We start from the raw sequence: 24,010 nt of genomic DNA, 5'->3' as shown, positions 1-24,010 counted from the left end.
GTTCTGGCATCAAAGGAATTCCCGGAAATATTCGTAGAATACGGAGCGGGCGGTTTCGCTGACCTGTGACTGCCGGATGCGACGCGCTCGTGTCCGGCTGGGCGGGTTACGCAATTCATGATGGCGGGAATAACTCAATGGCAAAAAACACATCTTGCGGTGTCCAACTGCGTATTCGTGGCAAAGTGCAGGGCGTCGGTTTTCGTCCGTTTGTCTGGCAGCTGGCACAGCAATTAAATCTTCACGGCGATGTCTGTAATGACGGCGATGGCGTGGAAGTCCGGTTGCTGGAAGACCCGGAAACGTTTCTTGTTCAATTGCATCAGCACTGCCCACCGCTGGCGCGTATTGATAGCGTCGAGCGTGAGCCGTTTATCTGGCCACAGCCGCCCACCGAGTTCACCATCCGCCAGAGCACAGGCGGCACCATGAATACGCAAATTGTTCCCGATGCCGCTACTTGCCCTGCCTGTCTTGCCGAAATGAATACCCCAGGCGAGCGGCGTTATCGTTATCCGTTTATCAACTGTACTCATTGTGGCCCGCGTTTCACCATTATTCGCGCGATGCCTTACGACCGTCCGTTTACCGTCATGGCGGCGTTTCCGCTGTGTCCGGCCTGTGACAAAGAATATCGCGATCCGCTCGATCGTCGCTTCCACGCCCAGCCGGTGGCCTGCCCGGAGTGTGGCCCGCATCTTGAATGGGTAAGTCATGGCGAACATGCGGAACAAGAGGCGGCATTACAGGCAGCTATTGCACAGTTAAAAATGGGAAACATTGTTGCCATCAAAGGGATTGGCGGATTTCATCTCGCCTGCGATGCACGCAACAGTAACGCAGTGGCGACACTTCGGGCGCGCAAACATCGCCCGGCGAAACCGCTGGCGGTTATGTTGCCAACAGCAGAAGTCTTACCAGACGCTGCGCGCCAGTTGCTCACCACGCCCGCCGCGCCGATTGTGCTGGTGGATAAAAAATATGTTCCTGAGCTTTGTGATGATATCGCCCCTGGCCTTAACGAAGTCGGGGTGATGTTGCCTGCGAATCCGCTTCAGCATTTGCTGTTACAGGAACTGCAATGCCCGCTGGTGATGACCTCCGGCAACCTGAGCGGTAAACCACCTGCTATCAGCAACGAACAGGCGCTGGCGGATTTGCAGGGCATTGCCGACGGATTCTTGATACACAACCGCGACATCGTGCAGCGGATGGATGATTCGGTGGTGCGCGAAAGCGGCGAAATGCTGCGCCGTTCGCGGGGGTATGTGCCGGACGCGCTGGCTTTGCCTCCGGGTTTTAAAAATATACCGCCTGTGTTGTGTCTTGGTGCGGATCTGAAAAATACCTTCTGTCTGGTGCGTGGTGAACAAGCGGTGTTGAGTCAGCATCTGGGCGATTTAAGTGACGATGGCATCCAGATGCAGTGGCGCGAAGCGTTACGCCTGATGCAAAACATCTACGATTTCACCCCGCAATACGTTGTACATGACGCGCATCCGGGCTATGTCTCCAGCCAGTGGGCAAGCGAGATGAGTCTGCCGACGCAAACGGTGCTGCATCATCATGCCCACGCGGCGGCGTGTCTGGCAGAACATCACTGGCCGCTGGATGGTGGTGATGTCATTGCGTTGACGCTCGACGGTATTGGTATGGGGGAGAACGGCGCTTTGTGGGGCGGCGAGTGCCTGCGGGTGAACTATCGCGAATGCCAGCACCTGGGCGGCTTGCCAGCGGTGGCGCTTGCTGGGGGCGATTTGGCGGCGAAGCAGCCGTGGCGTAACCTGCTGGCGCAGTGCCTGCGCTTTGTGCCGGAGTGGCAGAATTACCCTGAAACGGCAAGTGTGCAACAGCAAAACTGGAGCGTGCTGGCGCGGGCCATTGAGCGTGGAATTAACGCGCCGCTGGCGTCATCGTGTGGGCGTTTGTTCGATGCTGTGGCGGCGGCACTGGGCTGTGCGCCAGCCACGTTAAGTTATGAAGGTGAAGCGGCTTGTGCTCTGGAGGCGCTCGCAGCCTCATGCGACGGAGTGACGCATCCGGTGACGATGCCGCTGGTGGACAATCAACTGGATCTCGCCACCTTCTGGCAGCAGTGGCTGAACTGGCAGGCTCCGGTTAATCAACGCGCGTGGGCGTTTCATGATGCGCTGGCGCAGGGTTTTGCATCGTTGATGCGTGAGCAGGCCACGATGCGGGGTATCACTACGCTGGTATTTAGTGGTGGCGTTATTCATAACCGTTTGCTGCGTGCACGCCTGGCGCATTATCTCGCTGATTTCACATTGCTCTTTCCACAGAGTTTACCGGCGGGCGATGGCGGGTTGTCTCTGGGGCAGGGGGTTATTGCTGCGGCGCGCATCCTGCATACTGCATAGTGGCGGATGTGGCGTAACTAAGCGTAAATAGAGCGCGGACAGTCCCCTCGCCCTTTGGGCGAGGGAGAAAAACATGCCTACACCGGCAACGTTTTCAACAATCCGAACGCCTCTTTCATCCGATCCTCACTGACCACAAAGGCGCGAAGCTGGTCAGCATCGTCAACGCCGCGCGCCACCATTCCCTGGCGTTCGGTATTAATCTGCCAGCGTAAATCCTGACGCTGGGTTTCGCCTGCCAGATGCAGCGGTAATTCCGGCGTTTTGATTTTCACCAGCATCGCCGGTAGTTTCAGCGGCGTGTTATTGCCGAGAAGATTTTTTGCCAGCACCATCGCACTAAGTTGAATCGGCTGGAGGAACGGCAGTACCTGACCGTTAATTTCTGCGCAATCGCCCAGCGCATAAATATCGGCATTACTGGTTTGCAGATAACTATCGACGCAAACGCCGCGATTAATCGTCAGTCCGGCACGTCGTGCCAGGGCGGTTTCCGGGCGCAGTCCGGTGGCGGCAATTACTGCATCTACTTCGATGCTGCGTTGGCGATCCAGCGTTGCCCGAATGCCAGAATCCGTTTTTTCCAGCCACTGCAACTGAGATTTCAATAGCAGATGGACGCCCATCTCCGTCAACCGATGCTGCAAGCGGCTGCTTACTTCCGGTGGCATTAATGACGCCAGAATACTGGCAGCGTTGTCGATTAGCGTGACCGCTTTGCCTGCACGACAAAAATCCATCGCCAGTTCGCTACCAATCAAACCACCGCCGACAATCAACACGCGTCGGGCATCCCGCAGTTGCGTTTCACAGGCGCGATACTCTTGCTGACTATTTAACGTCAGCATTAACTCACGCCCGGGCACTGGCGGGACAAAGGCGCTGGCACCGGTTGCCAGCACTAACTTGTCGTATTGCCACTGATTATTCTGACTTTTCACCACATGGGCTTCGGCATCGATATCCGTCACCCAGGTGTGCGGAAACAGGCGCAGATTAAACTGCTCGGCAAATTCACCTGCCGTCTGGCGGGTAAGGTCGTCGGCACGTTGCCCCTGACTGATCACATGGCTGAGGTCAGGTTTGTTGTACTCATCCATGCTGTCGGCGGCAATCAGGGTTAATGGAATACTGGCGTCCTGTTTGCGAATATTTTTCACCAGTTGGCGGGCGGCGAAGCCCGAACCAATGATCACAATGCCGTTGCTCATTTTGCCTCCGATGCCAGTTCGTCAAAGACGTCTTTGCCGAGTGAACATTCCGGGCACAGGAAGTTATCCGGGACTTCACTCCACGGCGTTCCTGGCGCAACGTCCTGCATTGGCTCGCCTTTTGCCGGATCGTAAATCCACTGGCAGACGCTGCATTGCATCCGTGGGCCGAGGTCAGCCGTCGTGGTGGCACAGGTTTCTTCTTTAACCACCGTATTCACCGTGTTCTGCGGCAGCGGCGAAAGCGCCCATTGACGGGCAATTTCACGACCGTGTTCACGGCATAACTCCAGAGCGTCCTGATCCGGTCGCCATTTGGCTTTCAGGCTAAGCGACATTTCGAAACCTGCATCCTGCAGGCGCGTGGAAAGACGATCCACCGCACCGCCGCTCCAGCCGTGAGAGCCGAAAGCACTGGCGCGTTTATTACGAAAGCGCAATCCGGTCATCTCCTCCACCAGCCCGGCGATTTTCGGCATCATCACGTTATTCATCGTCGAAGTGCCGACCAGCACGCCTTTTGAGCGGAAGACATTGGTCAGGATTTCGTTTTTATCGCTTCGGGCGACGTTGAAAATTTTCACCGCTACGCGCGGGTCGGTTTCCGCGATCCCCTGGGCGATAGCGTCAGCCATCATGCGGGTATTATTCGACATTGTGTCGTAGAAAATGGTGATTCTGTCTTCCTGATAATCCGCCGCCCATTTCAGGTACAGCTCGACAATTTGCGTCGGGTTATCGCGCCATACCACGCCGTGAGAGGTCGCTATCATATCGACTGGCAAGTTAAAGCCCAGGATCTCGGTAATTTTCGGCGTTACCAGGCGGCTGAACGGCGTCAGGATATTGGCGTAGTAACGCTGGCACTGCTCGAAAAGCTCGGTCTGATCCACTTCATCGTTGAACAGATGCTCGTCGCAGTAGTGCTGACCGAAAGCATCGTTACTGAACAGCACCGCGTCGCCTGTCAGGTAAGTCATCATGCTGTCCGGCCAGTGCAGCATTGGCGTTTCGACAAAAATGAGCTGTTTGCCGTTGCCGATATCCAGCGTGTCGCCAGTTTTCACCACATTAAAATTCCACTCCGGATGATGGTGATGACCATTAATCGAGTCGATAGCGTTGGCTGTACAGTAGATCGGCGTATCGGGAATTTGCGCCATCAGTTCAGTCAGCGCCCCGGCGTGGTCCTCTTCTGCATGGTTAATCACGATGTAATCGATATCCGCCAGATCGATTTCATTACGCAGGTTCTGCACAAATTCGCGGCTGAATTTATGGTCGACGGTGTCGATCAGCACGTTTTTTTCTTCGCGGATGAGGTAGCTGTTGTAGCTGCTGCCGCGCAGCGTTTTATATTCCGTGCCGTGAAAATCACGTACTTCCCAGTCACGTTGACCCACCCAATGAATGTTATTTTTCACCACAATAGACATAGCAACCTCAATTTATTCAGCGTGTTCTAAAAAGATGCCTTGTTAAATGCAGATTGCGTGCCAGTTTTTTATCTGATTGTTTTTAATGTATAAATTAATTTATGCTCATTAGTGAGTAGTCAAAATGACTATCAATAAAATGGTCAATATGACAATATCAATAGTCAAATTGACAGTGAGGCAAAGATGAGTTTTTCCGTTGATGTGCTGGCGAATATCGCCATCGAATTGCAGCGTGGGATTGGTCATCAGGATCGTTTTCAGCGCCTGATCACCACGCTGCGTCAGGTGCTGGAGTGCGATGCGTCTGCGTTGCTACGTTACGACTCGCGGCAGTTTATTCCGCTTGCCATCGACGGGCTGGCGAAGGATGTACTCGGTAGACGCTTTGCGCTGGAAGGTCATCCACGGCTGGAAGCGATTGCCCGCGCGGGTGATGTGGTGCGCTTTCCCGCAGACAGCGAATTGCCCGATCCCTATGACGGTTTGATTCCCGGGCAGGAGAGTCTGAAGGTTCACGCCTGCGTTGGTCTGCCGTTGTTTGCCGGGCAAAACCTGATCGGCGCACTGACGCTCGACGGGATGCAGCCCGATCAGTTCGATGTTTTCAGCGACGAAGAGTTACGCCTGATTGCCGCGCTGGCGGCGGGAGCGTTAAGCAATGCGTTGCTGATTGAGCAACTGGAAAGCCAGAATATGCTGCCGGGCGATGCCGCGCCGTTTGAAGCGGTGAAACAGACGCAGATGATCGGTCTGTCGCCAGGTATGACGCAATTAAAAAAAGAGATTGAGATTGTGGCGGCGTCCGATCTCAACGTCTTAATCAGCGGTGAGACGGGAACCGGTAAGGAGCTGGTGGCGAAAGCGATTCATGAAGCCTCGCCACGGGCGGTGAATCCGCTGGTCTATCTCAACTGTGCCGCACTGCCGGAAAGTGTGGCGGAAAGTGAACTGTTCGGGCATGTGAAAGGAGCGTTTACTGGCGCTATCAGTAACCGCAGCGGGAAGTTTGAAATGGCGGATAACGGCACGCTGTTTCTCGATGAGATCGGCGAGTTGTCGTTGGCATTGCAGGCCAAGCTGCTGCGGGTGTTGCAGTATGGCGATATTCAGCGCGTTGGCGATGACCGCAGTTTGCGGGTCGATGTGCGCGTACTGGCGGCGACTAACCGCGACTTGCGTGAAGAGGTGCTGGCAGGGCGATTCCGCGCCGACTTGTTTCATCGCCTGAGCGTGTTTCCACTTTCGGTGCCGCCGCTGCGTGAGCGGGGCGATGACGTCATTCTGCTGGCGGGGTATTTCTGCGAGCAGTGCCGCCTGCGGCTGGGGCTTTCCCGCGTGGTATTAAGCGCCAGTGCGCGAAATTTACTGCAACACTACAGTTTTCCGGGGAACGTGCGCGAACTGGAACATGCTATTCATCGGGCGGTAGTGCTGGCGAGAGCGACCCGCAGCGGCGATGAAGTGATTCTCGAGGCGCAACATTTTGCTTTTCCAGAAGTGACGGTGCCGCCGCCAGAAGTGGCGGCGGTGCCCGTCGTTAAGCAAAACCTGCGTGAAGCGACAGAAGCGTTCCAGCGTGAAACCATTCGCCAGGCGCTGGTGCAAAATCATAACAACTGGGCTGCCTGCGCGCGAATGCTGGAAACTGACGTCGCCAACCTGCATCGGCTGGCGAAACGTCTGGGGTTGAAGGATTAAATAATCCCGGCCTGATAGAAATCCTGCAGGTTAATTGCGCCGGTGAGTTTGCCGTTTTCATCCACCACCGGTGCGGCAGTGATTTTGCGCTTCATCAGGATCTCTTTAGCGTCGATGGCGCGACTTTGCGCCTGTAATGTGGTGCCGCCTGTCGTCATCGCTTCATTAACTGGCGTGGTGAGTGCGCCGCCGCCAACCAGCCAGCGACGTAAATCGCCGTCAGTAAAGACGCCTTTCACCAGTCGTTGATCATCGCACACTGCCACCAGACCTAAACCGGTGCGGCTGAGTTCCAGCATCGCGTCCATCACGCTAGCGGTTAATGCTACCTGTGGGATAGCGTCATCACGGCGCATCAGATGATGCACTTTATTCAGCAAGCGAGCGCCCAGTGCCCCAGCTGGGTGGGAGCGGGCAAAATCTTCTTCATTAAATCCGCGTGCCTGCATGACTGCCATCGCCAGCGCGTCACCCATCATCAGGGTATTGACGGTGCTGGAGGTCGGCGCAAGGTGCATCGGACAGGCTTCGCGTTCTACGGAGATATCTAGCACCGCTTTTGCCGCTAGGCCCAGCGGTGACGTCGGTTTGCCGGTCATCGCCAGCAGCGCGATAGATTTGTCTTCCAGACGCGGAATAATCAGATCCAGTTCCTTCGCGCCACCGGAGTAAGAGATAAACAGCATCACATCGCGGCTTTCAATCATCCCCAGATCGCCGTGCAGTGCTTCTGCGGGATGGACAAAAAAAGCCGGTGTGCCGGTACTGGCAAGCGTTGCGGCGATCTTTTTGCCAATGTGGCCCGATTTGCCAATTCCCGAAACCACCACTTTGCCTTCGCAGTGCAGGATGATATTGGCGGCGCGAACAAAATCATCGCCCAGACGTTCCGGTAAACGGCTTGCTTCCTGCAACTCCAGGGTTAACGTCTGACGCCCTGCGTTTAGTAGTGCTTCACTCATTGCTTTCTCCGGTAATGATCACGTCGATCCCTTTCTCTTCCAGCGCCTGACGAAACGCCGGATCGATACCTGCGTCGGTAATCAGTTTATCGACGCTTTCAAGACTGCAAACTACGTTGGGGCTTTTACGGCCAAACTTCGATGAGTCAGCCATCAAAATCACTTCGCGCGCGGCATTGCACATTGCCTTACTGACGGTATAAACCTCGTTGAACGTGGTTACGCCCGCATTGAGATCGATGCCGTCGGTGCCCATAAATAATTTATCGAAGGTGAAATGCTCGAAGGCATTCTCTGCCAGTTGCCCGTGAAATGAGGCCGATTTTTTGCGAAATGTTCCGCCTGGCATCAGGATGGTTTGTTCGTTATCCAGTTCGGATAGCGCGTTGACGATATGCAGGCTGTTGGTCATCACCGTGATGTTATTAAAGCGCGAGAGCATGGGGACCATCTGCAACACGGTACTGCCAGCATCAAGAATGATCGAATCGCCATCATGAATAAAACTGACGGCGGCTTCCGCAATCAGCTCTTTCTTGTGGGTGTTGATGAGCGTTTTATGATCGATAGGCGGATCGGATTCCTCTTTATTTAACACCACGCCGCCATAGGTACGGATGACGGTTCCGGCATGTTCCAGAATAACCAGATCTTTGCGAATGGTGGTGCCTGTGGTGTCAAAGTATTGCGCCAATTCTTCAACCGAGCATTTCCCCTGCTTTTGCAGGTACTCCAGAATGGCGGCCTGACGCTGACGAGGTTTCATGGGCGTGATTACCTGATTTAGGTTTCAAAATGATAACTTCGCAAGAAAGTAACATTCACAACGAAATTATCCACGTTTCAGTTTAAGCGCCAATGATAGAGCATTCTGTGATAGTGGATCACGGGGAAAGATCACATCGGGCCTCAAATCACCAGAATACATACCCTTAATTGCGGGAATTTTTTGTGGTCGGGCGAAAACGGTCAGTCCTTTCATAAACAAGGTGTCGGTGACGCGCTGCTGATCGTCCAGGGCGATGGCGACCACGACCCGTGGCTTAAAGCGCCCACTGGAACGGCCTACACCGACGCGCCCTTGCTGGCAGAGCGCGTCGAAGGCTCGATTAAAACGAGAAATTTGCCAACCGCCTAAGGCCAGTTGCGCGCACCAGGCGATAACGGCGACGGTGATGAGTGCGGATACCATAACTTCTCCTTAATGTAGTGGCGGAAGTCCTGTAGGCCTGAGAAGCGTAGCGCATCAGGCATTCTATTAGTCTCGCGGAGATCCTTAAGGGATCTCCGCTGTTGATCAGAACATCACCTGACCACCGGTGACATTGATCGACTGTCCGGTGCAGTACGACGCCTTTGGACTGGCGTAGAACAGCAGCATATTCAGCACATCCTGATAATCGCAGCCGCGTTTGAGCGGTACTTTATCGATGTAATACTGCTCGACTTGGTCCGGTTTGATACCCAGCTTGGTCGCGTATTGTGGCAACAGTGACTGGAACATCGGCGATTTCAGCAGGTTACCGAGCATCAGTGAATGCACCGTAATGCCGTACTCCGCCAGATCCAGCGCCAGTGATTGAGTCAGCCCGACGCCACCAAATTTCGCTGCGCTATAGCCAGAGTTGTGTTTGCTGCCCACTTTGCCGGATTTCGAGTTGATCTGAATAATGCGTCCCTGAATCCCGTCGCGGATCATCAAACGCGAAAATTCACGCGCGCACAGGAAATAACCCACCAGATTTACCTGTAGCGAGCGGTCAAAATCGCCAAGCTGAAAATCGCTGATAAACGCTGCTTTTGCAATTCCGGCGCTGTAGACCAGCAAATCGACGCGACCAAAGATTTCATTTACCCCACGAGAGAGCGCCAGAACGCTCTGCTCGCTGGTAGCGTCAGCACCAAAACCATACGCCGTTCCTTCACCATATTCGGCGTTAATTTCTTGCGCCACATTTGCGGCTTTGTCGCTCTGAATATCGACAACCGCGACGCGATACCCCTCGCCAGCCAGACCGTGGCACAGGAACGCGCCCAGGGTTTGCCCACCACCGATGACAACGGCAACCTGATTCATTTTTTTACTCCTTAACAGATTCAAACTTCAAAACCGATCCCGGTACGATATCGTCGGGTACAGGGCCTGCCACATGGACAGTGCCCGGAAATTCCGCTTCGCTTAAACCATCGAAGCGCAGGGTGACATGACCCAGTTCGCGAAGATTGTCTTCCGCCACGCTGCCAACGGCGGTCACCGGATAACGATGCTGGCCGAGAGAAAATTGCAAACCGGGATGGAGTTCACCTTTCAATTCGCCGTGGCAATGGATGAAGCAATATTCTTCGAGATCCGCAGGTGCGCCTTCACGAAAGGTGATGAGCATCTGGTCGCTGAAAGCGTCAGTGGCGCTCGCGCCGATACGGGTGATGGTGGTCTGATAAATAACGGTCATGTTTCAGCCTCTATTGATAGATAAAACCGGAGACAAACCAGGCGATCAGTACAGTCGGTGCGCCGGTCAAAAAGCGGCTCACCAGTACAGAAGGGACCCCGACGCGAACCGTGTCCTGACGGGCTTCCGCCAGCGATAAACCGACCGGGATAAAGTCGCAGGCCGCCTGCGCGTTGATGGCAAACAGCGCCGGTAAAGCCAGATGCGGCGGAATATTGCCGAGACCAATCTGCACACCAATCAATACGCCGATAACCTGCGCGATAACGGCGCCAGGCCCAAGGAAAGGCGAAAGCAGCGGGAAGGAGCAGATGAGCGCCAGCATAACCAGCCCCAGTGGATGGCTCGCCAGCGGAGCAAGACCGTGAGCAATCCAGTCACCAAGGCCGGAAGCCATAATGATGCCGATGAGCGCCGAGACGAACGCCATAAACGGCAGAATGGTTTTTAATACGGTATCGATAGTGTCGCGCCCGGACTGGAACAACACGGCAACGGCAGACCCCATGCCCATTCCCACCTTCGCCAGTAAACCATCGCTTTGTTCGGTGATTTTCTTGCTGGCATCATAGTCACGGCCCACGGAAGAGGGTTGTGGTGTTGCATCACCCACTACAGTGATGTTTTCTTCTTTCACGCCAGAGACATAAATATCTTCCACTATGTACTGCGCCAGCGGACCGGACTTGCCCGTCGAGTGGATATTAATGGTGGGAATATGCCGTTTTGGATAGATGCCGCAGCGCAGTGTGCCGCCGCAGTCGATTACCGCAACGCCGATTTCCGCTTCCGCAGGTTCACCTTCTTTAAAGCCGTCGATAGCCTGCCAGCCAGTAAGCTGTGCCAGTTTGTCGACAATTGCAGGCCGGGTTCCGGCGGTGATATAGACGATTTTTTTACCTGGCGTGGCTTCCAGTTCAAGCGGGCCACCCCAGCCACCATTGCCTTTTTCGATCCGAATACGCGTCATGATGCCGCTCCTGCCAGGTGAACTTTCTGTTCAAGTTGAATGCCCATCTTTTTCTCAAAAATGGCGGTGGTCAGGTCGGTCACCCAGCCACGGAAGAAGTTGGTGACCAGACCAACCAGCAGGTAGCTCACAGCCAGTGGGCCAAGTGGCAGATTCAGCGTCGTCAGACCGCTGGCAATGCCAAGATAAACAAACAGTTCGCCGGGGTTGATATGAGGGAAGAGACCGTTCATTGAGTGGCAGCTATAAGAGGCCGCCGCGTAATAGCTGGGTTTGAACTTTTCCGGCATAAAACGACCCAGACTTAAGGTCATCGGGTTACAAAAGACAAACGTGCCAATGCACGGTAATAGCAGGTAACGAGAAACAGGATTGCCGGCGCAACGTTGAGCAAATCGTTCAATGCGGTGCTGCCCGATAAAATTAATCAGCGCGTTCATGATTACCAGCAGGCTTATCAACAGCGGAAGAATGCCGGTCACCATCCCGGTAAACACCTCTCCACCTTTCTGGAACAGCCCGATGAACCACTCTGCGCCATGAGTAATGGTTTCTATCATTGTTCTCTCCTTTGAAATTTATTGTTTTATTACCAAACGGCAACACAATCTAATCAGATTGAAAGATTTAAAAGTGTTATTTTGATCGCAAAATGAAAGATAAATATTTTAATTTGAAAGTTTAGTTAAGAGAATGGCGATGAAGGTGATTTGTGTTATGTAAAGTCCGTATCGGGCAGTGACTACCGCTTCCTTGTGCGGGGCGGGATGCTTTACCATACTTGCCCCTGGTTGAATCTGTTAAATGGACTCCTCATGGTCAAGCGTCGTTATGTAACATTACTTCCCCTTTTTGTGTTGCTTGCCGCCTGTAGCAGCAAGCCAAAACCTACTGAGACTGAAACGACCACCGGAACGCCGTCCGGCGGCTTCCTGCTTGAGCCGCAGCACAATGTGATGCAGATGGGCGGTGACTTCGCTAACAACCCGAATGCGCAGCAGTTCATCGACAAAATGGTGAACAAACACGGCTTCAATCGTCAGCAGTTGCAGGAAATCCTCTCTCAGGCGAAACGTCTGGATTCGGTACTGCGGCTGATGGATAACCAGGCACCAACCACATCAGTGAAGCCGCCATCAGGCCCGAATGGCGCATGGTTGCGTTATCGCAAAAAATTTATTACGCCGGATAACGTGCAGAACGGCGTGGTTTTCTGGAACCAGTATGAAGATGCGCTGAATCGCGCGTGGCAGGTGTATGGCGTACCGCCGGAAATTATTGTCGGGATTATCGGCGTCGAAACCCGCTGGGGACGCGTGATGGGTAAAACCCGCATCCTCGATGCGTTGGCGACGCTGTCATTTAACTACCCACGCCGCGCGGAGTATTTCTCTGGCGAGCTGGAAACTTTCCTGCTGATGGCGCGCGATGAGCAGGACGATCCGCTCAATCTGAAAGGTTCCTTTGCCGGGGCAATGGGCTACGGTCAGTTTATGCCGTCGTCTTACAAACAATACGCCGTGGATTTCAGCGGCGACGGACATATCAACCTGTGGGATCCGGTTGATGCCATTGGCAGCGTGGCGAACTATTTCAAAGCGCATGGCTGGGTGAAAGGCGATCAGGTCGCTGTAATGGCAAATGGTCAGGCTCCGGGCTTGCCAAATGGCTTCAAAACCAAGTACAGCATTTCACAACTTGCAGCGGCAGGGCTGACGCCACAGCAGCCACTGGGCAATCATCAGCAGGCCAGCTTGCTGCGTCTGGATGTCGGGACGGGGTATCAGTACTGGTACGGTTTGCCGAACTTCTACACCATCACCCGTTACAACCACAGCACCCATTACGCAATGGCGGTCTGGCAGTTAGGACAGGCCGTGGCGCTGGCGCGCGTACAGTAACTCTTTGCAAGAGGGGGGTTAAACCTCCCTCTGCTATCTTACTGTTTATTTGAAAGAGATTGCTGACGTAATTGTTTGATTTTCTTAGACAGCGACACTGTATATCCCAGGCAGACAACGCCTAACGCAGCCTGACCAAAATCGAAAGGTTCAAGATAGCCAGAAGATAAAATCTTACATACCACTGCAACCAGGGCGCTGACGCCGCCAATGGTGACCCACATACGCATTTGCGTGGTCTGTTTGAGTACGTTTTGTGGGGTGTTATCCGTTTTCTTTGTTGCCATTACTTTCTCTCCCTGTGAATACATATCAATGTGAACGCGGCATGGTAGCCTTTTTCTTTACTGGTTGGTCGTAACAGTCTTATTTCGGAATGCGACTCGTAAAATGAATCGCTCGTCCCCATCTTTTACGGGAAAGTGCTATCTTGTCCGGCATAAATATTTGACTGACAGAGGTTGTGATGACTGACAGTGAACTGATGCAATTAAGCGAGCAGGTAGGGCAGGCGCTGAAAGCCCGTGGCGCAATCGTAACAACCGCTGAGTCTTGTACCGGCGGCTGGGTAGCGAAAGTGATTACCGATATTGCCGGTAGTTCCGCCTGGTTTGAACGCGGATTTGTCACCTACAGTAACGAAGCCAAAGCGCAAATGATCGGCGTGCGAGAAGAGACGCTGGCTCAGCATGGCGCGGTGAGTGAACCCGTCGTGGTGGAAATGGCAATTGGCGCCCTGAAAGCGGCTCGTGCTGATTATGCCGTTTCTATTAGTGGTATCGCTGGGCCAGACGGCGGCAGCGAAGAGAAACCTGTTGGCACCGTCTGGTTTGCTTTTGCCTCAGCCAGCGGCGAAGGTATTACCCGCCGGGAATGCTTCAGTGGCGACCGCGAAGCCGTGCGTCGTCAGGCGACGGCGTATGCCTTGCAGACGCTGTGGCAACAATTTCTACAAAATACTTGATACTGTATGAGCATACAGTATAATTGCTTCAACAGAATATATTGACTATCCGGTAATACCCGGCATGACAGGAGTAAAAATGGCTATCGACGAAAACAAACAGAAAGCGTTGGCGGCAGCACTGGGCCAGATTGAGAAACAATTTGGTAAAGGCTCCATCATGCGCCTGGGTGAAGACCGTTCTATGGATGTGGAAACCATCTCTACCGGTTCGCTTTCACTGGATATCGCGCTTGGGGCAGGTGGTCTGCCGATGGGGCGTATCGTCGAAATCTACGGACCGGAATCTTCCGGTAAAACCACGCTGACGTTGCAGGTTATTGCCGCTGCGCAGCGCGAAGGTAAAACCTGTGCGTTTATCGATGCTGAACACGCGCTGGATCCGGTCTACGCACGTAAACTGGGTGTCGATATCGATAACCTGCTGTGCTCTCAGCCGGACACCGGCGAGCAGGCACTGGAAATCTGTGACGCGCTGGCTCGTTCTGGCGCCGTAGACGTTATCGTTGTTGACTCCGTTGCGGCACTGACGCCGAAAGCAGAAATCGAAGGCGAAATCGGCGACTCTCATATGGGTCTTGCGGCACGTATGATGAGCCAGGCGATGCGTAAGCTGGCGGGTAACCTGAAACAGTCCAACACGCTGCTGATCTTCATTAACCAGATCCGTATGAAAATTGGTGTGATGTTCGGTAACCCGGAAACCACAACCGGTGGTAATGCGCTGAAATTCTACGCTTCTGTTCGTCTCGATATCCGTCGTATCGGTGCGGTGAAAGAGGGCGAAAACGTGGTGGGTAGCGAAACCCGCGTGAAAGTGGTGAAGAACAAAATCGCTGCACCGTTTAAACAGGCTGAATTCCAGATCCTCTACGGCGAAGGTATTAACTTCTACGGCGAGCTGGTTGACCTGGGCGTGAAAGAGAAGCTGATCGAGAAAGCGGGTGCATGGTACAGCTACAAAGGTGAGAAGATCGGTCAGGGTAAAGCGAATGCGACTGCCTGGCTGAAAGATAACCCGGAAACTGCGAAAGAGATCGAGAAGAAAGTACGTGAGTTGCTGCTGAGCAACCCGAACTCAACGCCGGATTTCTCTGTAGATGACAGCGAAGGCGTAGCAGAAACTAACGAAGATTTTTAATCGTTCGTTATTGATGATAATAGATAATGTGTGCACGGACGGTTCCCTCGCCCCTTTGGGGAGAGGGTTAGGGTGAGGGGAACAGGCCAGCACTGGCGTGAAGAGTGATTCTCACTCTGGCCCGCTAACTGGAAGGGCGAGGAGGAAGATCGTGTCTACATTTATAAGTGAGCTAATTTGTTAGCAATCTCTGGGTCGCATCTGCGGCCCTTTTGCTTTTTAAGTTTTAAGGATATGCCATGACAGAATCAACATCCCGTCGTCCGGCATATGCTCGCCTGTTGGATCGTGCGGTACGCATTCTGGCGGTACGCGATCACAGTGAGCAAGAATTGCGACGTAAACTCGCAGCACCGATTATGGGCAAAAATGGCCCGGAAGAGATTGATGCCACGGCGGAAGATTACGAGCGTGTAATTGCCTGGTGCCATGAACATGGCTATCTCGATGACAGCCGATTTGTTGCGCGCTTTATCGCCAGCCGCAGCCGCAAAGGATATGGCCCGGCGCGTATTCGTCAGGAGCTGAACCAGAAAGGTATTTCCCGCGAAGCGACAGAAAAAGCGATGCGTGAATGTGATATCGACTGGTGCTCGCTGGCGCGCGATCAGGCGACGCGAAAATATGGCGAACCGCTGCCAACAGTTTTTTCAGAAAAAGTTAAGATCCAGCGTTTTCTGCTCTATCGTGGCTATCTGATGGAAGATATCCAGGAGATTTGGCGAAATTTTGCCGACTGAACGCATACGGTATTTTACTTCCCAGTCAAGAAAACTTATCTTATTCCCACTTTTCAGTTACCAGCCCAGCGGTTATTAACTTGCTGCTGCTGGTGGCGATATTTCGTTAGCTTGATTTCAGGATAATTATGAGCAAGAGCACCGCTGAGATCCGTCAGGCGTTTCTCGACTTTTTCCATAGTAAGGGACATCAGGTAGTTGCCAGCAGCTCCCTGGTCCCCCATAACGACCCAACTTTGTTGTTTACCAACGCCGGGATGAACCAGTTCAAGGATGTGTTCCTTGGGCTCGACAAGCGTAATTATTCCCGCGCTACCACCTCCCAACGCTGCGTGCGTGCGGGTGGTAAACACAACGACCTGGAAAACGTCGGTTACACCGCGCGTCACCATACCTTCTTCGAGATGCTGGGCAACTTCAGCTTCGGCGACTATTTCAAACACGATGCCATTCAGTTTGCATGGGAACTGCTGACCAGCGAAAAATGGTTTGCCCTGCCGAAAGAGCGTCTGTGGGTTACCGTCTATGAAAGCGACGACGAAGCCTACGAAATCTGGGAAAAAGAAGTAGGGATCCCGCGCGAACGTATTATTCGCATCGGCGATAACAAAGGTGCGCCATACGCATCTGACAACTTCTGGCAGATGGGTGACACTGGTCCGTGCGGCCCGTGCACCGAAATCTTCTACGATCACGGCGACCACATTTGGGGTGGCCCTCCGGGAAGCCCGGAAGAAGACGGCGACCGCTACATTGAGATCTGGAACATCGTCTTCATGCAGTTCAACCGCCAGGCAGATGGCACGATGGAACCGCTGCCGAAGCCGTCTGTAGATACCGGTATGGGGCTGGAGCGTATTGCTGCGGTGTTGCAACACGTTAACTCTAACTATGACATCGATCTGTTCCGCACGCTGATCCAGGCAGTAGCGAAAGTCACTGGCGCGACCGATCTAAGCAACAAATCGCTGCGCGTAATCGCTGACCACATTCGTTCTTGTGCGTTCCTGATCGCGGATGGCGTAATGCCGTCCAACGAAAACCGTGGTTATGTACTGCGTCGTATCATTCGTCGCGCGGTGCGTCACGGCAATATGCTGGGCGCGAAAGAAACCTTCTTCTACAAGCTGGTGGGGCCACTGATCGACGTTATGGGCTCTGCGGGTGAAGACCTGAAACGCCAGCAGGCGCAGGTTGAGCAGGTGCTGAAGACTGAAGAAGAGCAGTTTGCTCGTACTCTGGAACGCGGTCTGGCGCTGCTGGACGAAGAGCTGGCGAAGCTTTCCGGTGATACGCTGGATGGCGAAACAGCTTTCCGCCTGTACGACACCTACGGCTTCCCGGTTGACCTGACGGCTGACGTTTGTCGTGAGCGCAATATCAAAGTTGACGAAGCTGGTTTTGAAGCAGCAATGGAAGAGCAGCGTCGTCGTGCGCGCGAAGCCAGCGGCTTTGGTGCCGATTACAACGCAATGATCCGTGTTGACAGTGCATCTGAATTTAAAGGCTATGACCATCTGGAACTGAACGGCAAAGTGACCGCGCTGTTTGTTGATGGTAAAGCGGTTGATGCCATCAATGCAGGCCAGGAAGCGGTAGTTGTGCTGGATCAAACGCCATTCTATGCAGAATCTGGCGGTCAGGTTGGCGATAAAGGCGAACTGAAAGGCGCAAACTTCTCCTTTGCGGTAGAAGATACTCAGAAATACGGCCAGGCGATTGGTCACATCGGTAAACTAGCTGCGGGTTCTCTGACAGTGGGCGACGCGGTGCAGGCTGATGTTGATGAGGCTCGTCGCGCTCGTATTCGTCTGAATCACTCCGCAACGCACTTGATGCACGCCGCGCTGCGCCAGATTCTGGGGACTCATGTATCGCAGAAAGGTTCTCTGGTTAACGACAAAGTGCTGCGTTTCGACTTCTCACATAATGAAGCGATGAAGCCAGAGGAAATTCGTGCCGTAGAGGATCTGGTTAACGCACAGATTCGTCGTAACTTGCCGATCGAAACCAACATCATGGATCTCGAGGCTGCGAAAGCGAAAGGCGCGATGGCGCTATTTGGCGAGAAGTATGATGAACGTGTACGTGTACTGAGCATGGGCGATTTCTCCACAGAGCTGTGTGGCGGTACTCACGCCAGCCGCACCGGTGATATCGGTCTGTTCCGTATTATCTCTGAATCGGGTACTGCTGCGGGCGTTCGTCGTATCGAAGCTGTAACCGGAGAAGGTGCTATTGCCACCGTTCATGCAGACAGCGATCGCTTAAGCGAAGTTGCGCATCTGCTGAAAGGCGATAGCAATAATCTGGCTGATAAAGTTCGTTCAGTACTGGAACGTACGCGTCAGTTGGAAAAAGAGCTACAACAGCTTAAAGAACAAGCTGCCGCGCAGGAGAGTGCAAATCTTTCCAGTAAGGCAATTGATGTTAATGGTGTTAAGCTGTTGGTTAGCGAGCTTAACGGTGTTGAGCCGAAGATGTTGCGTACCATGGTTGACGATTTAAAAAATCAGCTGGGGTCGACAATTATCGTGCTGGCAACGGTAGCCGAAGGTAAGGTTTCTCTGATTGCAGGCGTATCTAAGGACGTCACAGATCGTGTGAAAGCAGGGGAACTGATTGGTATGGTCGCTCAGCAGGTGGGCGGCAAGGGTGGTGGACGTCCTGACATGGCGCAAGCCGGTGGTACGGATGCTGCGGCCTTACCTGCAGCGTTAGCCAGTGTGAAAGGCTGGGTCAACGCGAAATTGCAATAATATTAGCGTCAGGCAATGCCGTGGACTTGCTCCACGGCATTCGCATCAACGCTATCGACAACGATAAAGTCAGGTTGAAGTTGTGTATATCGGCTAAACTTAGGTTTAACAGAATGTAATGCCATGACTGCTTACATGTAATGTGTTTGTCATTGCTTACTTTTTGGCGTTATATGATGGATAATGCCGGGATACAGAGAGACCCGACTCTTTTAATCTTTCAAGGAGCAAAGAATGCTGATTCTGACTCGTCGAGTTGGTGAGACCCTCATGATTGGGGATGAGGTCACCGTGACAGTTTTAGGGGTAAAGGGCAACCAGGTACGTATTGGCGTAAATGCCCCGAAGGAAGTTTCTGTTCACCGTGAAGAGATCTACCAGCGTATCCAGGCTGAAAAATCCCAGCAGTCCAGTTACTAATCTTTCCGCGTCTCATCTTTAACGGTGAGACGCACCCTCAAAATCTCTCCTTCACTTCAATTTCTTTTCGCGTTACTCCCGTTCATTCAACGTTAACATCCATTTTTCAACATCATTCCTGCCTGTCATAGGCCATTTTTTCTGTTGATAAAACACTCTTTTTGACGTTTTTACAGTCTAATTGAGCGTGAAGTGTGCAAACGATAAAAGTGTGGGAAAAATTGTTTGACTTATAAGTCTCAGAAAGTAATATGTGCGCCACGCAGCGGCGATGAGCGATAAACAAGTTCTTCGAAGCACTCGTAAGAGGCGTGTGGTGAGGTGGCCGAGAGGCTGAAGGCGCTCCCCTGCTAAGGGAGTATGCGGTCAAAAGCTGCATCCGGGGTTCGAATCCCCGCCTCACCGCCATTTGCATCCGTAGCTCAGCTGGATAGAGTACTCGGCTACGAACCGAGCGGTCGGAGGTTCGAATCCTCCCGGATGCACCATCTCTTGCTTGATATGGCTTTAGTAGCGGTATCAAAAAATCTGCAGTAAAGTAAGTTTTCCGATGCATCCGTAGCTCAGCTGGATAGAGTACTCGGCTACGAACCGAGCGGTCGGAGGTTCGAATCCTCCCGGATGCACCATCTCTTACTTGATATAGCTTTCGTAGCGATATCAATATCAGCAGTAAAATAATTTTCCCGATGCATCCGTAGCTCAGCTGGATAGAGTACTCGGCTACGAACCGAGCGGTCGGAGGTTCGAATCCTCCCGGATGCACCATATTCTCCGAAATCTTCAGCAATGAAGGTATCGAAGAGGTAGCGGTATTAACCGCAGGCACCAGGGAGGATAACGTTGCTTTAGCAACGGCCCGAAGGGCGAGCCGTAAGGCGAGTAATCCTCCCGGATGCACCATCATTACTTGATATGGCTTTCGTAGCGATATCATATCAGCAGTAAAATAAATTTTCCCGATGCATCCGTAGCTCAGCTGGATAGAGTACTCGGCTACGAACCGAGCGGTCGGAGGTTCGAATCCTCCCGGATGCACCATCTTCTCCGTATTATCCGCGATTGATGATCCTCATGGTCTGCAATATTGATGTCTGCACCAGGGAGGATAACGTTGCGCCAGCAACGGCCCGAAGGGCGAACGCCAGTGAGTCATCCTCCCGGATGCACCATCTTCTCCAACAATTTCCTCCAAAAACATCTCATTTCTAAATAACTATTTTATCCATATCCTGAATAATCTTCCCCTTCGCATCGGCGACAAAATCAAGCAATTACGCTAAAGTAGCGTCATATTTTTCGACTTGCGAGAAGACAATGTACGAGCGTTATGCAGGTTTAATTTTTGATATGGATGGCACAATCCTGGATACAGAACCCACGCACCGTAAAGCGTGGCGTGAAGTATTAGGACGCTACGGTCTTCAGTACGATGTACAGGCCATGATTGCGCTTAATGGCTCGCCCACCTGGCGTATAGCCCAGGCGATTATTGAGCTGAATCAGGCCGATCTCGATCCCCATGCATTAGCCCGCGAGAAAACCGATGCCGTAAGAAGCATGTTGCTCGATAGCGTCGAACCGCTTCCTCTTGTTGAAGTGGTGAAAAGCTGGCACGGTCGTCGCCCAATGGCTGTCGGTACGGGGAGTGAAAGCGCCATCGCTGAGGCGCTGCTAACGCATCTGGGATTACGTCGTTATTTTGACGCGGTTGTCGCTGCCGATCACGTCAAACACCATAAACCTGCACCAGACACGTTTTTGCTGTGTGCGCAGCGTATGGGCGTGCAACCAACACAGTGCGTTGTCTTTGAAGATGCCGATTTTGGCATACAGGCCGCTCGCGCCGCAGGCATGGACGCCGTGGATGTTCGCTTGCTGTGAGTGAGTCGCTGTCGCTCTTCTCGTTGTTTGCCAGTAGTTTTCTCAGCGCTACACTACTACCCGGCAATTCGGAAGTTGTGCTGGTCGCAATGTTACTTTCTGGGGTGAGTCATCCCTGGGTTTTAGTATTAACAGCAACAATGGGTAATAGCCTTGGAGGGTTAACTAACGTTATCCTTGGGCGTTTCTTTCCATTGCGCAAAACATCGCGCTGGCAAGAAAAAGCCATTGGCTGGCTGAAACGCTATGGCGCAGTCACACTCTTATTAAGCTGGATGCCAGTGATTGGCGACTTACTGTGTCTGTTAGCGGGATGGATGCGCATCTCGTGGGGACCAGTAATCTTTTTTTTGTGCCTTGGTAAAGCGTTGCGCTATGTTGCGGTTGCAGCAGCCACCGTTCAGGGCATGATGTGGTGGCACTAATTGTAGGCCTGCACACATGGCCACCATTACAGTTATGCTAATTAAAACGATTTTGACAGGCGGGAGGTCAATTTGATCCCGGACGTATCACAGGCGCTGGCCTGGCTGGAAAAACATCCTCAGGCATTAAAGGGGATACAGCGTGGTCTTGAGCGCGAAACTTTGCGTGTTAACCCAGATGGCACTCTGGCAACAACCGGTCATCCTGAAGCATTAGGTTCCGCACTGACGCATAAATGGATCACCACCGATTTTGCCGAAGCGTTGCTGGAGTTCATTACGCCGGTCGATGGCGATATTGAGCATATGTTGACCTTTATGCGCGATTTGCATCGCTATACCGCGCGTAATATTGGCGATGAGCGGATGTGGCCGTTAAGTATGCCATGTTACATCGCGGAAGGTCAGGATATCGAACTGGCGCAGTATGGAACGTCCAATACAGGGCGCTTTAAAACGCTGTACCGTGAAGGGCTGAAAAATCGCTATGGCGCGCTGATGCAAACCATCTCCGGCGTACACTACAACTTCTCTTTACCAATGGCATTCTGGCAGGCGAAGTGTGGTGATATCTCGGGCGTTGACGCCAAAGAGAAAATCTCTGCGGGCTACTTCCGCGCTATTCGTAACTACTATCGCTTCGGTTGGGTGATCCCGTACCTGTTTGGCGCATCTCCGGCAATTTGTTCTTCTTTCCTGCAAGGTAAACCGACGTCGCTGCCGTTTGAGAAAACCGAGTGCGGCATGTATTACCTGCCGTATGCAACATCGCTACGTTTGAGCGATCTGGGCTATACCAATAAATCGCAAAGTAATCTTGGTATTACCTTTAATGATCTCTACGAGTATGTAGCGGGTCTGAAGCGGGCAATTAAAACGCCGTCGGAAGAGTACGCGACGATTGGTCTTGAGAAAGACGGCAAGCGGCTGCAAATCAACAGCAACGTGCTGCAGATTGAAAACGAGCTGTATGCGCCGATTCGTCCGAAACGCGTTACTCGCAGCGGCGAGTCGCCTTCAGATGCGCTGTTACGCGGCGGCATTGAATATATCGAAGTGCGTTCGCTGGATATCAACCCATTCTCGCCGATTGGTGTTGATGAGCAGCAGGTGCGATTCCTCGACCTGTTTATGGTCTGGTGTGCGCTGGCTGATGCACCGGAAATGAGCAGTAGTGAACTTGCCTGTACACGCGTCAACTGGAACCGGGTGATCCTCGAAGGACGTAAGCCGGGGCTGACACTGGGAATTGGCTGTGAAACTGCGCAATTCCCGTTGCCGCAGGTGGGCAAAGATCTGTTCCGGGATCTGAAACGCGTCGCGCAAACGCTGGACAGCATTAACGGCGGCGAAGCATACCAGAAAGTGTGTGATGAACTGGTGGCCTGCTTTGATAATCCCGATCTGACTTTCTCCGCCCGCATCTTACGGTCTATGATTGATACTGGTATTGGCGGAACCGGGAAAGCGTTTGGTGAGGCTTATCGCAATTTGTTGCGTGAAGAGCCGCTGGAAATTCTGCGTGAAGACGATTTTATTGCCGAGCGCGAAGCGTCTAAACGCCGTCAGCAGGAAATGGAAGCCGCAGACACCGAGTCGTTCAAGGTGTGGCTGGAAAAACACAGCTGATAGAAAAGAAAAAGGCCACTCGTGAGTGGCCAAAATTTCATCTCTGAATTCAGGGATGATGATAACAAATGCGCGTCTTTCATATACTCAGACTCGCCTGGGAACAAAGAGTTCAGAATATTTTAAAAAAAATTACCGGAGGTGGCTAAATGCCGTTGTTAGATAGCTTCACAGTCGATCATACCCGGATGGAAGCGCCTGCAGTTCGGGTGGCGAAAACAATGAACACCCCGCATGGCGACGCAATCACCGTGTTCGATCTGCGTTTCTGCGTGCCGAACAAAGAAGTAATGCCAGAAAAAGGTATCCATACCCTGGAGCATCTGTTTGCTGGTTTTATGCGCAACCATCTTAACGGTAACGGCGTTGAGATTATTGATATCTCGCCAATGGGTTGCCGCACCGGTTTCTATATGAGTCTGATTGGTACGCCAGATGAGCAGCGTGTTGCTGATGCCTGGAAGGCGGCAATGGAAGATGTGCTGAAAGTGAAGGATCAGAATCAGATCCCTGAACTGAATGTCTACCAGTGCGGTACTTACCAGATGCACTCGTTGCAGGAAGCACAGGATATTGCACGTAGCATTCTGGAGCGCGACGTGCGTATCAACAGCAATGAGGAACTGGCGCTGCCGAAAGAGAAGTTGCAGGAACTGCACATCTAGCCCGTTTAAGAAGAAGAAGCCGGGCGGTGATATCACTGTCCGGCTTGCCTGATGTGCTACGCTTATCAGGTTGATGCGGGGAGCGCGCCACCCGTACGTGACGGGCGGCAAAGTGGTATTAAAAGAGATATTTCATGCCCAGCATTCCCTGGGTATCGCTGTAACCGTTGTCCCCCAACTGCTGGGCGACGTTGCCCCACAGTTGCAGACGTGGATTAAGCTGACCTTCCACCCCAACTTTTAACTCGCCGATGTTACGCGTGCCGATGATTTCATCGCTGATGCCATCCATCTTCACGCTGTAATTGCGGGAGTTATAAATCCAGTTGGCTTCCACGAAAGGCTGGAAGGAACGCGCTTTATGATCATCA

23 protein-coding genes and 5 tRNA genes are annotated in these 24,010 nt (G+C 52.8%); 17 read left to right on the top strand and 11 right to left on the bottom strand.

The genetic code is table 11. The features are described 5' to 3' along the window. The first annotated feature begins 137 nt into the window (after positions 1-137). Positions 138-2,378, top strand: a complete 2,241-nt coding sequence (gene hypF, locus A7Z06_RS20390; RefSeq protein WP_094185037.1) for a carbamoyltransferase HypF — start codon at positions 138-140, stop codon at positions 2,376-2,378. A gap of 77 nt (positions 2,379-2,455) precedes the next feature. Here the strand turns inward: hypF and norW are convergent, their stop codons facing one another. Together norW and norV are read right to left on the bottom strand one after the other, a co-directional pair. Further along, positions 2,456-3,589: an NADH:flavorubredoxin reductase NorW gene (norW, locus tag A7Z06_RS20385; RefSeq protein ID WP_000064717.1), complete on the bottom strand. Its 1,134-nt coding sequence runs from the start codon at positions 3,587-3,589 to the stop codon at positions 2,456-2,458. After that, a complete protein-coding gene (gene norV / locus A7Z06_RS20380) occupies positions 3,586-5,025 on the bottom strand; it encodes an anaerobic nitric oxide reductase flavorubredoxin (protein WP_000029630.1) in 1,440 nt (479 codons plus the stop codon). Before norV ends, norW begins: the two co-directional genes overlap by 4 nt. A gap of 186 nt (positions 5,026-5,211) precedes the next feature. On the opposite strand from norV, the gene norR reads away from it, so the two are divergent. Then, entirely contained in the window at positions 5,212-6,726 is a 1,515-nt protein-coding gene (gene norR / locus A7Z06_RS20375; RefSeq protein WP_000010734.1) for a nitric oxide reductase transcriptional regulator NorR, read from the top strand. Here the strand turns inward: norR and gutQ are convergent. The 7 genes from gutQ to srlA form a co-directional block, all read right to left on the bottom strand. After that, entirely contained in the window at positions 6,723-7,688 is a 966-nt protein-coding gene (gene gutQ / locus A7Z06_RS20370) for an arabinose-5-phosphate isomerase GutQ (RefSeq protein ID WP_032226048.1), read from the bottom strand. The two genes, norR and gutQ, sit on opposite strands and share 4 nt — an antisense overlap. Next, positions 7,681-8,454 carry a glucitol operon DNA-binding transcriptional repressor SrlR gene (srlR, locus tag A7Z06_RS20365; RefSeq protein ID WP_000804555.1) on the bottom strand — a complete coding sequence of 258 codons (774 nt, stop codon included), beginning with the start codon at positions 8,452-8,454 and terminating at the stop codon, positions 7,681-7,683. Before srlR ends, gutQ begins: the two co-directional genes overlap by 8 nt. Positions 8,455-8,520: 66 nt before the next feature. Continuing rightward, a complete protein-coding gene (gene gutM, locus A7Z06_RS20360; protein ID WP_000252899.1) occupies positions 8,521-8,880 on the bottom strand; it encodes a transcriptional regulator GutM in 360 nt (119 codons plus the stop codon). Between the two features lie 105 nt (positions 8,881-8,985). Beyond that, positions 8,986-9,765, bottom strand: coding sequence for a sorbitol-6-phosphate dehydrogenase (gene srlD / locus A7Z06_RS20355; RefSeq protein WP_001077363.1), 780 nt, complete (start codon positions 9,763-9,765; stop codon positions 8,986-8,988). A 4-nt stretch (positions 9,766-9,769) separates the two neighbouring features. Continuing rightward, the gene (gene srlB, locus A7Z06_RS20350) at positions 9,770-10,141 is read right to left on the bottom strand and encodes a PTS glucitol/sorbitol transporter subunit IIA (protein ID WP_000216196.1); all 372 of its coding nucleotides are present in this window, start codon (positions 10,139-10,141) and stop codon (positions 9,770-9,772) included. A gap of 10 nt (positions 10,142-10,151) precedes the next feature. Beyond that, a complete protein-coding gene (gene srlE, locus A7Z06_RS20345; RefSeq protein WP_000196924.1) occupies positions 10,152-11,111 on the bottom strand; it encodes a PTS glucitol/sorbitol transporter subunit IIB in 960 nt (319 codons plus the stop codon). After that, positions 11,108-11,671: a PTS glucitol/sorbitol transporter subunit IIC gene (gene srlA / locus A7Z06_RS20340; RefSeq protein WP_000573313.1), complete on the bottom strand. Its 564-nt coding sequence runs from the start codon at positions 11,669-11,671 to the stop codon at positions 11,108-11,110. Before srlA ends, srlE begins: the two co-directional genes overlap by 4 nt. Before the next feature lie 255 nt (positions 11,672-11,926). Here srlA and mltB point away from each other — a divergent pair, with 255 nt between their 5' ends. Next, the gene (mltB, locus tag A7Z06_RS20335; RefSeq protein ID WP_000240845.1) at positions 11,927-13,012 is read left to right on the top strand and encodes a lytic murein transglycosylase B; all 1,086 of its coding nucleotides are present in this window, start codon (positions 11,927-11,929) and stop codon (positions 13,010-13,012) included. Between the two features lie 38 nt (positions 13,013-13,050). Here mltB and A7Z06_RS20330 read toward each other — a convergent pair whose 3' ends face one another. Next, positions 13,051-13,299, bottom strand: coding sequence for a hypothetical protein (locus tag A7Z06_RS20330; protein WP_000201681.1), 249 nt, complete (start codon positions 13,297-13,299; stop codon positions 13,051-13,053). 179 nt (positions 13,300-13,478) lie between these two features. Between A7Z06_RS20330 and pncC the strand changes: the two genes are divergently transcribed. The 14 genes from pncC to luxS all read left to right on the top strand — a co-directional run bounded on the left by pncC (position 13,479) and on the right by luxS (position 23,639). Continuing rightward, on the top strand, positions 13,479-13,976 hold the full coding sequence (gene pncC, locus A7Z06_RS20325) for a nicotinamide-nucleotide amidase (protein ID WP_010348092.1): 498 nt from the start codon (positions 13,479-13,481) through the stop codon (positions 13,974-13,976). A gap of 79 nt (positions 13,977-14,055) precedes the next feature. Continuing rightward, positions 14,056-15,117 carry a recombinase RecA gene (gene recA, locus A7Z06_RS20320; RefSeq protein ID WP_000963153.1) on the top strand — a complete coding sequence of 354 codons (1,062 nt, stop codon included), beginning with the start codon at positions 14,056-14,058 and terminating at the stop codon, positions 15,115-15,117. A 239-nt stretch (positions 15,118-15,356) separates the two neighbouring features. Continuing rightward, entirely contained in the window at positions 15,357-15,857 is a 501-nt protein-coding gene (gene recX / locus A7Z06_RS20315) for a recombination regulator RecX (RefSeq protein ID WP_000140513.1), read from the top strand. 128 nt (positions 15,858-15,985) lie between these two features. Then, positions 15,986-18,616, top strand: coding sequence for an alanine--tRNA ligase (gene alaS / locus A7Z06_RS20310; protein WP_105279561.1), 2,631 nt, complete (start codon positions 15,986-15,988; stop codon positions 18,614-18,616). A 234-nt stretch (positions 18,617-18,850) separates the two neighbouring features. Next, positions 18,851-19,036 (top strand): carbon storage regulator CsrA, encoded by a 186-nt coding sequence (gene csrA / locus A7Z06_RS20305; protein WP_000906486.1) that lies wholly within the window; start codon positions 18,851-18,853, stop codon positions 19,034-19,036. A gap of 315 nt (positions 19,037-19,351) precedes the next feature. After that, a tRNA-Ser gene (locus A7Z06_RS20300) sits at positions 19,352-19,444 on the top strand. Positions 19,445-19,447: 3 nt separating this feature from the next. Beyond that, positions 19,448-19,524, top strand: a tRNA-Arg gene (locus tag A7Z06_RS20295). A gap of 64 nt (positions 19,525-19,588) precedes the next feature. Further along, a tRNA-Arg gene (locus tag A7Z06_RS20290) sits at positions 19,589-19,665 on the top strand. A 62-nt stretch (positions 19,666-19,727) separates the two neighbouring features. Then, a tRNA-Arg gene (locus tag A7Z06_RS20285) sits at positions 19,728-19,804 on the top strand. Between the two features lie 196 nt (positions 19,805-20,000). Beyond that, positions 20,001-20,077: transfer RNA gene (locus tag A7Z06_RS20280), tRNA-Arg, on the top strand. A 276-nt stretch (positions 20,078-20,353) separates the two neighbouring features. After that, on the top strand, positions 20,354-20,920 hold the full coding sequence (yqaB, locus tag A7Z06_RS20275; protein WP_000273321.1) for a fructose-1-phosphate/6-phosphogluconate phosphatase: 567 nt from the start codon (positions 20,354-20,356) through the stop codon (positions 20,918-20,920). Next, positions 20,917-21,345 carry a YqaA family protein gene (locus A7Z06_RS20270; RefSeq protein WP_000004484.1) on the top strand — a complete coding sequence of 143 codons (429 nt, stop codon included), beginning with the start codon at positions 20,917-20,919 and terminating at the stop codon, positions 21,343-21,345. The genes yqaB and A7Z06_RS20270 overlap by 4 nt, the downstream gene beginning before the upstream one ends. Positions 21,346-21,417: 72 nt before the next feature. Beyond that, a complete protein-coding gene (gene gshA, locus A7Z06_RS20265) occupies positions 21,418-22,974 on the top strand; it encodes a glutamate--cysteine ligase (RefSeq protein WP_000611834.1) in 1,557 nt (518 codons plus the stop codon). A 149-nt stretch (positions 22,975-23,123) separates the two neighbouring features. Then, positions 23,124-23,639, top strand: coding sequence for an S-ribosylhomocysteine lyase (gene luxS, locus A7Z06_RS20260; RefSeq protein WP_001130204.1), 516 nt, complete (start codon positions 23,124-23,126; stop codon positions 23,637-23,639). Positions 23,640-23,757: 118 nt separating this feature from the next. On the opposite strand, the gene A7Z06_RS20255 is transcribed toward luxS, so the two are convergent. Continuing rightward, a partial coding sequence (locus A7Z06_RS20255) for an autotransporter outer membrane beta-barrel domain-containing protein (RefSeq protein ID WP_123058187.1) occupies positions 23,758-24,010 on the bottom strand: 253 nt, incomplete at its 5' end.

The organism is Escherichia sp. MOD1-EC6819, assembly GCF_002965765.1.
GTDB lineage: Bacteria > Pseudomonadota > Gammaproteobacteria > Enterobacterales > Enterobacteriaceae > Escherichia > Escherichia ruysiae.
Note: the sequence above shows the minus strand (reverse complement) of the source record. Positions and strands in the feature narration are given on the sequence as shown.